Origin of the sequence: Streptococcus sp. HMSC062H02 (assembly GCF_001813005.1) — a bacterium.
GTDB lineage: Bacteria > Bacillota > Bacilli > Lactobacillales > Streptococcaceae > Streptococcus > Streptococcus oralis_S.
Genome location: NZ_KV811090.1, coordinates 130,053 through 142,230, shown reverse-complemented (window position 1 = coordinate 142,230; position 12,178 = coordinate 130,053). Strand labels below are relative to the sequence as shown.

The window sequence follows — 12,178 nt, the reverse complement described above, 5'->3', positions numbered from 1 at the left end:
AAAGCTGTTTTTATAGTATAATAGTACGGTGCAAAAAATCAAACACTGAATAGTAGGAAAGGATAGGGGATATGAAACAAGTTTTTCTCTCAACAACAACGGAATTTAAAGAGATCGACACGCTTGAACCGGGTACTTGGATCAATCTCGTCAATCCTACACAAAATGAATCGTTGGAAATTGCCAATGCCTTTGACATTGACATTGCCGACCTCCGAGCACCGCTCGATGCGGAAGAAATGTCTCGTATTACCATTGAAGATGAGTATACTTTGATCATCGTAGACGTTCCCATCACAGAGGAAAGAAACAATCGCACCTACTACGTAACGATTCCGCTAGGGATTATCATCACCGAGGAGACCATTATCACTACCTGCTTGGAGCCCCTCCCTGTTCTCGATGTCTTTATCAACCGTAGACTCCGCAATTTCTACACTTTCATGCGTTCACGTTTTATCTTCCAGATTCTCTATCGCAACGCTGAACTTTACCTGACAGCCCTTCGTTCGATTGACCGTAAGAGTGACCAGATCGAAAGTCAACTTCACAAATCTACTCGAAACGAAGAACTGATCGAACTCATGGAATTGGAAAAGACCATCGTCTATTTCAAGGCCTCACTTAAGACAAATGAGCGCGTGATTAAGAAATTGACCAGTGCAACCAGCAATATCAAAAAATACTTAGAGGACGAAGACCTACTTGAGGATACCCTGATTGAAACCCAACAGGCCATTGAGATGGCAGATATCTATGGAAACGTCCTTCACTCTATGACAGAGACCTTTGCCTCTATCATTTCCAACAACCAGAACAACATCATGAAGACCCTGGCTCTCGTGACCATCGTCATGTCTGTCCCAACCATGATCTTCTCAGCCTACGGGATGAACTTTAAGGATAATGAAATCCCTCTAAACGGTGAACCTCACGCCTTCTGGTTAATCGTCTTTATCGCCTTTGCTATGAGTGTTTCGCTCACTCTCTATCTCATCCATAAAAAATGGTTCTAAGAGGAATCCCTATGTCTCAGATTGATCTACAAAAACTAACCAAAAAAAACCAAGAGTTTATCCATATCGCTACCCAACAATTTATCAAAGATGGTAAAACAGACGCTGAAATCAAGACCGTCTTTGAGGAAGTCATTCCTAAAATCCTTGAAGAGCAAGCCAAAGGAACGACTGCACGTTCCCTCTACGGGGCTCCAACTCACTGGGCTCACAGTTTCACAGTCAAGGAACAGTACGAAAAAGAGCATCCAAAAGAAAATGATGATCCAAAACTCATGATTATGGACTCAGCCCTTTTTATCACCAGTCTCTTTGCACTGGTTAGCGCTCTGACCAACTTTTTCTCTACAGACCAGGCTATTGGCTATGGTTTGATTACCCTCTTGTTGGTTGGACTTGTCGGAGGGGTGGCCTTCTACTTGATGTACTACTTTGTCTACCAGTATTATGGACCAGACACAGATCGTAGCCAGCGCCCTCCTTTCTGGAAATCAATCCTCGTCATCCTCGCTGCTATGCTTCTCTGGTTGGCTGTCTTCTTCGCAACAAGCTTCCTACCAGCAGCTCTCAATCCAATCCTTGCTCCACTGCCTTTGGCTGTACTAGGAGCGGCCCTTCTCGCCCTTCGCTTCTATCTCAAGAAACGTTTCAATATCCGAAGCGCAAGCGCAGGCCCATCCCGTTATTAAGAAAAGTGAAACGCTATGGCATATAGTCAATCCTTAGCACAGCAGATTCGAAAAATTCTAGCACTCAAACTTCCTCCCCAAATTTTCGAAGAAGAGCTAGAAGAAAAGAAACTGTTTGGTGGCCTTGCCTTTATGATTCGTGGGAAAATGGTCCTTACAGTCAGTTCCAGAAAGGACCAGCTGGTTATGGTGAGAATTGGCAAAGAAATGGAAAAGCAAGTTCTACCCCGAACAGGAGCTCGTACTACATTGATGAGAGGGCGACCTTATCATGGCTATATAGACCTAGATATTGAAGGTCAGAAAGAACTTCCTTACTGGATTGATTTAGCCCTCTCCTATAATCAAGAGTTGACCAAGTAACTCATATCTAGCGAGATTAGTGATTAGAAAAACGAAAAGCAACTGCACAGGCGGTTGCTTTTTCACTTGCTTTCTTGAGATTCAATAGCACTTCTGAGTCTCATTCTTGTAGTTTCCTCTCATCTTTTGTGATAGAATAGGCTCATACTCAATGAAAATCAAAGAGCAAACTAGGAAGCTAGCCGCAGGCTGTACTTGAGTACGGCAAGGCAAAGCTGACGTGGTTTGAATTTGATTTTCGAAGAGTATCAATCTATTTCTAGGAGGATGAGATATGATTTCTACTATTGGTATTGTTAGTTTGTCTAGCGGTGTTATCGGAGAGGATTTTGTCAAACACGAAGTCGATTTGGGTCTCCAACGTCTCAAGGATTTGGGACTCAATCCTGTCTTTTTGCCCCATTCGCTAAAAGGGTTAGACTTTATCAAGGACCATCCGGAGGCACGTGCAGAGGATTTGATGCAGGCCTTTTCGGACGATAGCATCGACATGATCCTATGCGCCATCGGTGGGGATGATACCTATCGCTTGCTACCCTACCTTTTTGAAAATGACCAACTAGAAAAAATTATCAAACAAAAGATTTTTCTTGGTTTCTCAGATACCACTATGAACCACCTTATGTTGCACAAACTAGGGGTCAAGACTTTTTATGGGCAATCCTTTCTAGCAGACATTTGTGAATTGGACAAGGAGATGTTGCCCTATAGCTTTCACTACTTTAAAGAATTGATCAAGACAGAAAGAATCTCAGAAATTCGCCCTAGCGACGTTTGGTATGAGGAACGGACTGATTTTAGTCCCAAGGCTCTGGGAACAGCTCGTATCAGCCATATAAATACAGGTTTTGATTTGTTACAAGGAAATGCTCAGTTTGAGGGAGAAATCCTCGGTGGTTGCATCGAGTCCCTCTATGATATCTTTGACAATTCTCGATATGCAGACAGTATAGAACTCTGCCAAAAGTACAAACTCTTCCCTGACTTATCCGACTGGAAAGGAAAAATTCTCTTACTAGAAACAAGCGAAGAAAAACCTGAACCTGATGATTTCAAAAAGATGTTGCAGGCTTTAAAAGAAACTGGGGTATTTGAGGTCATCAGTGGAGTCTTGGTCGGAAAACCTATGGATGAAACCTTCTATGACGACTATAAAGAGGCTTTAATTGACACCATTGATAGCAATATCCCGATTGTCTATAATCTAAACGTTGGCCATGCCACACCAAGAGCCATTGTTCCCTTTGGCGTTCACGCCTATGTAGATGCACAGGAGCAAGTCATTCGCTTTGACGATAACAAAAAATAAACAATTTCTCCATTTTTGTGCTCTGGTATTGATTTTCGTTACAATTTGTGTCTGAATTTATTGCATTTTGCTTATTTTTATGATATCTTTTTGGGGGAGGTGTATATGACTAAACAAAAAATAAATCAAATTGTCGGTTCAATTGGAGCCTTTATCGGGATTATTGTATTTATCGCCTACATCCCACAAATTTTTGCCAATTTACAAGGCAACAAAGCTCAACCATTCCAGCCTTTATCCGCAGCAGTATCTTGTTTAATTTGGGTTATTTACGGGTGGACAAAAGAACCTAAGAAGGATTGGATACTAATTATTCCAAACTCAGCTGGCGTTGTCTTAGGTGGACTGACATTTCTTACTGCACTATAAAAATTACTAGCATATAATCAAAAAGCTGAAATAAATTTCTCAGCTTTTTCTATTTTCTCAGATAGTTAGACGACTGCACTCACTTATTTCTGCTTTTCCACTCACAATCATTTTCGTGGTCGTCAATCAAACCTGCAGCTTGTAGAAATGACAAGACTGCAACAGGACCTGTGAACTTGAAGCCTCGTTTTTTGAGATCTTGAGATAATTTTTCAGACAAGGCTGTTTTAGCAGGTGCTAGGTGATAGTCAGGAACATCATTCACGATCGTTTTCCCCTCAACAAAGGACCAGAGATAAGCGTCAAAAGAGCCAAAGGTTTTCTGGATTTGTAAAAATGCTTGGGCGTTGGCACGTGTCGCAAAGAGCTTGGCACGATTTCGGATGATGGCTGGATTCTCTAACAAGGCTTCCAACTCCCCATCTGTCATTTCCGCGACCGCTTGAATTTGATAGCCATGAAATGCTTCTCGGAATCCTTGGCGTTTGTTTAGTACCGTTTCCCAAGACAGGCCTGCCTGATAGGTTTCCATACACAACAACTCAAACAATGCTTGGTCATCATGGAGGGGCTGCCCCCACTCCTGGTCGTGGTAGGCGATGTAGAGCGGATTGGTCATCTTAACCCACGAACAGCGTTTTGTCATATTATTCTCCTATTTCACCAACATTTTAAGGGCCGACTTGATATAGTTCTCTGCTGTATCCGTCGTCCCTTCAAAGAATTTCTTGATTTTCTTAAGCTCGGTCGCCTTGTAGCCCAGTGCCAACATGGCTTCCATGGCTTCTTCCAGTTCTTGGTTTTCAATGCTTGCTTGCACTGCCACCTTAGCAGGAAGGTCATCACTAGCCACAACTACCTTGCCTTCCAAGTCCAGCACCATCTGCTGGGCTGTTTTCTTGCCAATTTTAGGAAACTTGGTCAAGTAGGTGATGTTCTTGCTTTCGATGGCTTGAACCAAGCCAACATTGTCATCAGCAGCGATAATAGCAAGAGCTGACACAGGCCCAATCCCAGATACCGAAATCAGACTGAGAAAGAGCTTTTTCTCATCTTCTGAGCGAAATCCATAAAGTAGATGGGCGTCCTCACGCACAACCTGATGCACATAAATTTGAGATTCTTGATTGACCTGTCCCGAGTAAGCATAGGGATTGGCTACATGCAGGATATAACCGATACCGTTGGTTTCAAGAACAATGTATTTGGCAGTAATTTTGGTAATGATTCCTTTTAAATATTCGTACATAGTTTTTTCTCCATTATTTTGCCTATCTAGTATACCATATTTCCTTAAGACAAACTGCAACAAAAGGTGCAACCTCTGGTTGACAAATAGTACAGGAGATTGTATTCTCATTATAAGTAAAAATTGTTAGGATAGAGGTAGAAAAAGGAGGATAGAATGATGAAACTCGCAGAAAAACTATTTGAACTCAGAAAGGAAAAAGGTTGGTCCCAGGAAAAGCTAGCAGAACAAATCAATGTTTCTCGGCAAAGCATCTCAAAATGGGAGTCTGGTCAAGTCCTTCCAGAAATCGAAAAAATCATTGAATTAAGCAGGATTTTTCAAGTGACAACTGACTATCTACTACTGGATGAAAACTCTGAAAAAGGGGCCTCACAAGTGATCTTGGAAGAAGGCAAGGACAAATACTATAAAGAGGCTAAATCCTATGGTCTCTGGCAAGTGATTTATATTTTCGTCTTGGCTCTGGCTATCTATCTCTTTTTGGCTGGTTCTAGTTTTCCAGCTGAATTCACTGCTTGGATCTGGCTAACCTTCGTTCTCTTGATTGCGTCTGCAGTTGCTATCAACAAGGCTCTCAAAACCAAACAACGTTATCTTGATAAGGTGATTGGTCCTGAGAATCCTTCCGACAAAGACGACTCTACAAAACCTTGAATCACCTAGTTCAGTTTTCACAACACTTTTTATAGGACTGGTCTTGTCAAGCAAGTGTAAACCTCGTGTCAAGTTGCCCATACCCAATCAAAGTTCCCATCTTAGAAAAACTAAAAAGCCTTGTTCAAAAGGAACAATGGCTTTTTGTGTTCTTAATATTTCCCCAACTCACGAAGACTAGTGTGATTTTCCTGAATGCGTCGGAACATCTTTTCCATATCCGACTTGGTGAAATGCACCAAAACAGGACGTCCATGCGGACAGTTATAGGGGTTGTCACATTGAGAAAGCTGATAAAGGAGCTGTCTGGCTGAGTGGTCATCGATACGATGGTTGGCCTTGATAGACCGCTTGCAGGACATCATGATGGCTAGCTCTGCTCGGTATTTCTTGATCGAAACTTCCTTGGTCAAGAGCAGCATGTCGCACATTTCATAGATACCTGACTCAATCTCTTCTTCTGCCATCCAAATAGGATGTTCACGCAGGATGAATTGATTTTCTCCGTACTCTGCTAGAAAGACGCCCGCTTCCTCTAAAAGAGGCATTCTTTCCCTGAGACGAAGGGCATCATCCACTGGGAATTCAAAGATGTAGGGCACTAGGAGTTGTTGCTGACTCTGGTCAACATTGCCGATGCTTTCACGGTATTCCTCGTACTTGACTCGTTCCTGAGCCGCGTGCTGGTCTATGATGTAGAGTCCATCTCGCCCCTGGGCAAAGAGATAGGTCCCGTGCATCTGTCCGAAAAACTCCAACTCTGGGAAGCTGGATGATTCTTCTCTCTCCAGCTTGTCATAAGCCTTATCAAGACTGGCTAAGTCTAACTCCGGATGGTCTAATTGGTCATAGTTAGCAGGCTTTCTCTCTGCAAAATGCAGTTTTGCAGGCTTAGTCAATTGGTCTAAAGTTTCTTTAGCAAACAGGGGTAGGTCCCTACCCTCCTCAGTTAATTCAACCTGGTGGTCAGCCACCTCAGCTTGACTAGGTTTTGAGAGTTCTGTTTTTTCATAGTAAAGCGTATTTTCTTTGAGTGGGAGAATAGTTTGCTCTACCTTTTGACGATTGCGCACGGTCGACTTGGCAAGATTTTCTAAAGCATCAGGAATCAAGGCTTGTTCCTTGAGACTATTTGAAATAGCTTCTGAAAGCAGCGCCATCAGTTCTCTTTCCTTAGAAATCCGCACTTCTTGTTTGGTTGGATGCACATTGACATCAGCTAGATAGGGGTCAATATGGATGTGAATGACAGCCAGTGGAAAACGCCCTACCATAAGCTTGCTTCCGTAACCATCCAAAATAGCACGGTTGAGCAAGAAGTTCTTGATATAACGGCCATTGATGAAGAGGCTGATATAGTTACGGTTGGCTCGGGTTAATTCAGGTAAAGACACAAAACCTGTAATTTCAAAATCTAAGTCAGAGTTCTCAATTTCAATCATCTTCTTGGCACTCGCCAAACCATAAATCCCTGCGATGGCTTGTCGCAGTTGACCAGTTCCAGCTGTTCGTGTCATTTCCTTGCCATCACTAATCAAGCTAAAAGAAATCTCAGGATGGGCTAACCCTAGACGGTTGACAATATCAATGATATGGGATAACTCTGCCTGCTGACTCTTCATATACTTGAGACGAGCTGGTGTATTGAAAAAGAGGTCCTCCACACAAACTTTGGTTCCCACAGGACTAGTCGCTGGGATGACTTCCTCAACTTCACCCCCACGCGCAACGAGCTTGGTCCCATGACTCGCACCATCCACCGCCGTCAACAGAGTCAAGACACTGACAGAAGCGATCGAAGGCAGGGCTTCACCACGAAAACCAAGCGTCCGAATCCGAAAGAGGTCTGCCTGATTTCTTATCTTACTGGTCGCATGACGACGGAGAGCCAATTCCACCTCATCGTGGGCAATTCCATGGCCATTATCTGTGATTTGAATCTTCTTAAGACCAGCTTCCTCGATCTCAATGATAATCTGGCTAGAACCCGCGTCAATGGCATTTTCTACCAGCTCTTTGACTACACTGGCAGGACGTTCAATCACTTCTCCTGCCGCAATCTGGTTTGCCAGTACCTCTGGCAATTCAATAATATGAGACATCTTTCAGCCCCTTTCTGTATCTATTTTCCTAGAAATTGATTAGTGCTATTATACCATATTTCAGATGTTACCAGAAAAAGCAAATACCACATAGACTCCAAATCTCTCCACATAGACAAAAGCTCTTGCCATGGGTCGTAAAATAATGGTATACTCAATAAAAATCAAAGAGCAAACTAGAAAGCTAGGCGCAGACAGTACTTTAGTACGGCAAGACGACGCTGACGTGGTTAGAATTTGATTTTTGAAGAGTATTAATAAAGGTGTACAAGAAGTGAGATTAACCTTGTATAACTGAAAAGGAGGGGAATTTATGAAAGTAGAACTACAGATTAAGGAGACTTACGAGGAAGAAAAGCTGATTGTCCAAACTCCTCAGCCGACCGAAAAAGTCCAGAAAGTCATCGAGTTCGCTGAAAATCTTGACCAAAAAGAAACAATCAAAGGAAAGATTGAAGATCAGGTCTATCTAATTAAGGTTAGTAAGATTCAACGCTTCTATATCGAGAATCGCAAGGTTCTAGCAGAAACTGCATCTCAGGCCTATACCATTGATTTGCGACTCTATCAGGTTCTTGAAATGCTGCCGACCACTTTTATCCAAATTTCCCAATCTGAAATCGTTAATATTGACGCTATCTCTCATCTCAAACTAACCCCCAACGGCCTAGTCGAAATCTTTCTCAAAAACGAAAGTTTCACCTACTCTTCACGCCGTTACCTAAAAACCATCAAGGAGAAATTAGAACTATGAAAAAACAAATCTTTCACGATGCAGCCGCTGGTGTACTTATCGGCCTCATCCTCTCTATCCTCTTTTCACTCATTTATGCACCAAATACCTATGCCCCACTAAGTCCCGAGTCTCTTATCGGCCAAGCGATGGCTCAACATCAGGTTCACGGTGCTCTAGTCTTGCTCTACTGTATGGTCATCTGGTCAGCTATCGGTGTTCTCTTTAGCTTTGGTGGTCGTTTATTCAGCCGTGACTGGAGCTTGCTCCGTGCCACACTTTCCCATTTCTTCCTCATGCTGGCTGGCTTTGTTCCACTAGCAACTCTGGCTGGTTGGTTCCCCTTCCACTGGACCTTCTATCTCCAGCTCATTCCAGAGTTTGCGATTGTCTACCTCATCATCTGGGCTATTCTCTATAAAAGAGAAGCTAAAAAAGTAGACCACATCAATCAACTTTTGGTCCATAAAAAGTAATAGAGAAAAATCCCACTCACAAAAATGTGAGTGGGATTTTTTTATAACTTTTGTTTGAGCTCAACCAAGACATTCATAGCCTGCATCGGTGTCATATTGTAAACATCCAGTTTAGCTAATTCTGCTAGGATAGGATGCTCTGCAGGGGTATCAAAGAGTGACATCTGTTCAGTAACAGCACTTGTTTCTCTCATTGGAGCAGGACTTTCCGTCCCTTGATTCTCCAGTTGAGTCAATATCTTATCCGCTCTTGATAAAAGTTCTGCTGGTAAGCCAGCAATCTTAGCAACGTGGATACCGTAGGATTTGTCAGCTGGTCCTGGTTCGATCTTATGAAGGAAGGTAACCTGCCCATCCTGCTCCAAGGTCGCCACATGGACATTGACCAAGTTTTTTAAGCTGGACTCCAGACTGGTCAACTCATGGTAGTGGGTAGCAAAGAGGGTTTTGGCTCCGATATGCTCATGGATGTATTCGATGATGGACTGGGCAAGAGCCATCCCGTCATAAGTTGCCGTTCCCCGTCCCAATTCATCGAAGAGAATGAGAGAGTTCTTGGTCGCATGCGAAATGGCATTGTTGGCCTCCATCATCTCCACCATAAAGGTTGATTGACCTGAAACCAAGTCATCTGCTGCTCCAATACGGGTAAAGATAGCATCGAAGATAGGCAAATGGGCGCTTTCTGCCGGCACATACGAGCCTAGCTGGGCCATAATCGCCGTCATAGCTAGTTGGCGCATGTAGGTAGACTTCCCACTCATGTTGGGCCCTGTAATTAGCTGAATACTCGTATCTTCTGCCATCTGGATACTGTTTGGAATGTAGGTCTGAGCTCCCATGACCTTTTCGACGACAGCATGGCGTCCCTTTTGGATATCGATTTGTGAATCATCCCCAAACTCAGGTCGGATCAAATGCTGGGTTTCAGCCACAACCGCCAGACTTTGCAAGACATCAACCGTTGCAATTCCTTGGGCTAGAGCCTGCAAGCGCTGGATATACTTGCTGACTTCCTCACGGATGCGCATAAAGATTTCGTACTCTAGGTTGGCTGACTTCTCACGCGCCTCCAGCATATCTCCCTCGATACGAGCCAATTCCTCAGTTCCAAAGCGTTCCGAGTTTTTCAGCGTTGCCTTGCGGAAAAAGTGTGCTGGTACATTTCCCAGTTGCGAATTAGTCACATGGAAATAGTAGCCATCTTTTTTATTGTAGTCAATCTTGAGCGTGCTGATGCCAGAGTTTTCTCTCTCCTTAGCCTCAATCTCAGCAATCCAACTAGTACCTTCTCTGAGCACACGACGGTATTTATCCAAGGTCTCATCAAATCCAGTCCGGATAATGCCACCTTCCGTAATCACGTGAGGAGCTTCAGGAGCAATGGCAGCACTAATCAAGCTCTCCAACTCAGGGATGGCATCTAACTGTTCGATAAGATAGGCCAGGGCAGGTTGCTCCACCCCTTCTAAAATCGCACGAATCCGCGGCACACTAGATAAGGTGGTCGCCAATTGCAAGAGATCCTTGGGATTGGTCTTGCCAAAGGAAACCCGACTAGCCAAACGTTCGATATCATAAACACCCTTGAGACTGTCTGTCAAATCACTGCGCTCAAAGAAGTGGTCAAGAAAGACCTGCACCACCTCTTGACGTTGGACGATTCGCTCCTTATCAATCAAAGGACGATGGATCCAAGACCGCAAGAGCCGCATACCCATAGCCGTTTTGGTTTCATCTAAAAGCCAGAAAAGACTGCCTTGCTTCTTACCTGAACGGGCATTCTCAAGCAAATCCAAACTAGCCTTGGTCGCATAATCCATCTGCAAGAAATCTTTGATTTCATAGCGGATAACTGGTTTGAGGTGGTTCAATTCCCGCATCTGGGTTCGGTGAACATACTGGAGTAGCTTACTAGCTGCCGCTTGCTCCACAGCTGCCAGTCGTGAACCCAATAAATGGATGTCCTCAAAACCTTCTTTCTCATAGGAAATCACCAGATTCATCTGACGACTTAGAATTTGTTCTTCTTCCTCAGGCAAGTCATAACCCAGCACCACTTCACGAGCCTTGAGATTGCGAATTTCCCCACAAACCAACGTGAAATCTAGTAGACCTGTCACATAGAAATCACCCGTCACCAAATCCATATAAGCCAGACCAAACTGATTGCCATCACGATCTAAGGAAACCAAGAAATTATTCTGACTATCCGACTTACTGCTATCAACGACCGTTCCAGGTGTGATGACCTGGACCACCTCTCGCTTGACAACCCCCACTGCTTGTTTGGGATCTTCCATCTGTTCTGCAATGGCAACTTTATAGCCCTGCTCAATCAGAACATCGATGTACTGCTGGGCAGAATGATAGGGGACGCCCGCCATTGGTATCGGATTTTCTGCATTTTTATTCCGACTCGTTAAGGAAATTTCTAAAATTTGTGCTGCATTAATTGCATCTTCATAGAACAACTCGTAAAAATCACCCATTCGAAAAAGCAAAAAAGCATCTGGGTATTGTTTCTTAATATCCACATACTGTTGCATGCCGGGTGATAGCTTTTCTGTTGCCATTTTTCGTCTCTCCTTGCTAAAAATAAGTCTTGAGAGCAACTCCCAAGACCTTATTTATCTTTCATCAAATCTAGCAAACGATCTTCCATCAGCTTGGCAACGTGCTGGTCTCGACAAATAACCAATAAGGTATTAGCACCAGCAACCGTTCCTAAAATCCATTCATCCTTGTTTGCATCTACAATGTTTGCTAAGACTGCAGCTTCCCCAAGTTTGGTATGCAGTACCAAGGTGAACTCTGCTCTTGCAACACCTTCTAAATGATGAGACAAAAACTCAACTAAATCAATCTTATCTGTCTCATTTGCTAGTACATAATACACCATATCATTTTTCTTAACCTTGGTCAAGCCGATTTCACGCAAATCACGCGACAAAGTCGTTTGTGTCACATAAACATTACGAGCTTCTAAACGATCTTGAATCTCTTTTTGTGTCCCAAGTTTTTCTTCAGCGATCATCTTTTTAATCAACTGATGCCGTTCTCTTTTTCTCATATTATCCTCTTAAGCGAATATTTATAACAAATTTTACATTTATTTTATAACTATATTATACCAAAAAAAATAGATAATTCAAAAAAATTCTTTTCTTTCTCAAAAAATGTAGTAAATTGTGTTAAAATAGTAAAAAAGCCCA

Annotated in this window: 13 protein-coding genes; 8 read left to right on the top strand and 5 right to left on the bottom strand. The window is 43.1% G+C overall.

Annotated elements, in window-relative coordinates:
• Positions 1-71: 71 nt before the first annotated feature.
• The 5 genes from HMPREF2885_RS00745 (at position 72) to HMPREF2885_RS00725 (ending at position 3,746) form a co-directional block, all read left to right on the top strand.
• Positions 72-1,016 carry a magnesium transporter CorA family protein gene (locus HMPREF2885_RS00745; RefSeq protein WP_000815616.1) on the top strand — a complete coding sequence of 315 codons (945 nt, stop codon included), beginning with the start codon at positions 72-74 and terminating at the stop codon, positions 1,014-1,016.
• Positions 1,017-1,027: 11 nt separating this feature from the next.
• Positions 1,028-1,705 (top strand): DUF1129 domain-containing protein, encoded by a 678-nt coding sequence (locus HMPREF2885_RS00740; protein WP_000078006.1) that lies wholly within the window; start codon positions 1,028-1,030, stop codon positions 1,703-1,705.
• Between the two features lie 15 nt (positions 1,706-1,720).
• Complete coding sequence (locus HMPREF2885_RS00735; RefSeq protein ID WP_000331827.1) at positions 1,721-2,068, top strand: TfoX/Sxy family protein; 348 nt, start codon at positions 1,721-1,723, stop codon at positions 2,066-2,068.
• A 274-nt stretch (positions 2,069-2,342) separates the two neighbouring features.
• Positions 2,343-3,377 (top strand): S66 family peptidase, encoded by a 1,035-nt coding sequence (locus tag HMPREF2885_RS00730; protein ID WP_000626039.1) that lies wholly within the window; start codon positions 2,343-2,345, stop codon positions 3,375-3,377.
• A gap of 105 nt (positions 3,378-3,482) precedes the next feature.
• The gene (locus HMPREF2885_RS00725) at positions 3,483-3,746 is read left to right on the top strand and encodes a SemiSWEET family transporter (RefSeq protein WP_000166112.1); all 264 of its coding nucleotides are present in this window, start codon (positions 3,483-3,485) and stop codon (positions 3,744-3,746) included.
• A 79-nt stretch (positions 3,747-3,825) separates the two neighbouring features.
• On the opposite strand, the gene HMPREF2885_RS00720 is transcribed toward HMPREF2885_RS00725, so the two are convergent.
• Positions 3,826-4,392 (bottom strand): DNA-3-methyladenine glycosylase I, encoded by a 567-nt coding sequence (locus tag HMPREF2885_RS00720; RefSeq protein ID WP_070656861.1) that lies wholly within the window; start codon positions 4,390-4,392, stop codon positions 3,826-3,828.
• A 9-nt stretch (positions 4,393-4,401) separates the two neighbouring features.
• Positions 4,402-4,995, bottom strand: coding sequence for a Holliday junction branch migration protein RuvA (gene ruvA / locus HMPREF2885_RS00715; protein WP_033584805.1), 594 nt, complete (start codon positions 4,993-4,995; stop codon positions 4,402-4,404).
• Positions 4,996-5,154: 159 nt separating this feature from the next.
• Between ruvA and HMPREF2885_RS00710 the strand changes: the two genes are divergently transcribed.
• Entirely contained in the window at positions 5,155-5,652 is a 498-nt protein-coding gene (locus HMPREF2885_RS00710; protein WP_025171525.1) for a helix-turn-helix domain-containing protein, read from the top strand.
• Between the two features lie 152 nt (positions 5,653-5,804).
• Here the strand turns inward: HMPREF2885_RS00710 and mutL are convergent, their stop codons facing one another.
• Positions 5,805-7,754: a DNA mismatch repair endonuclease MutL gene (gene mutL / locus HMPREF2885_RS00705; protein ID WP_000018210.1), complete on the bottom strand. Its 1,950-nt coding sequence runs from the start codon at positions 7,752-7,754 to the stop codon at positions 5,805-5,807.
• A gap of 313 nt (positions 7,755-8,067) precedes the next feature.
• Here mutL and HMPREF2885_RS00700 point away from each other — a divergent pair, with 313 nt between their 5' ends.
• Together HMPREF2885_RS00700 and HMPREF2885_RS00695 are read left to right on the top strand one after the other, a co-directional pair.
• The gene (locus tag HMPREF2885_RS00700) at positions 8,068-8,508 is read left to right on the top strand and encodes a LytTR family DNA-binding domain-containing protein (RefSeq protein WP_000861946.1); all 441 of its coding nucleotides are present in this window, start codon (positions 8,068-8,070) and stop codon (positions 8,506-8,508) included.
• Positions 8,505-8,963: a DUF3021 domain-containing protein gene (locus tag HMPREF2885_RS00695; protein WP_000743969.1), complete on the top strand. Its 459-nt coding sequence runs from the start codon at positions 8,505-8,507 to the stop codon at positions 8,961-8,963. The genes HMPREF2885_RS00700 and HMPREF2885_RS00695 overlap by 4 nt, the downstream gene beginning before the upstream one ends.
• A 41-nt stretch (positions 8,964-9,004) precedes the next feature.
• On the opposite strand, the gene mutS is transcribed toward HMPREF2885_RS00695, so the two are convergent.
• The gene (mutS, locus tag HMPREF2885_RS00690) at positions 9,005-11,539 is read right to left on the bottom strand and encodes a DNA mismatch repair protein MutS (protein WP_070656860.1); all 2,535 of its coding nucleotides are present in this window, start codon (positions 11,537-11,539) and stop codon (positions 9,005-9,007) included.
• 50 nt (positions 11,540-11,589) lie between these two features.
• The gene (argR, locus tag HMPREF2885_RS00685) at positions 11,590-12,036 is read right to left on the bottom strand and encodes an arginine repressor (RefSeq protein WP_049500062.1); all 447 of its coding nucleotides are present in this window, start codon (positions 12,034-12,036) and stop codon (positions 11,590-11,592) included.
• Between the last annotated feature and the right edge of the window lie 142 nt (positions 12,037-12,178).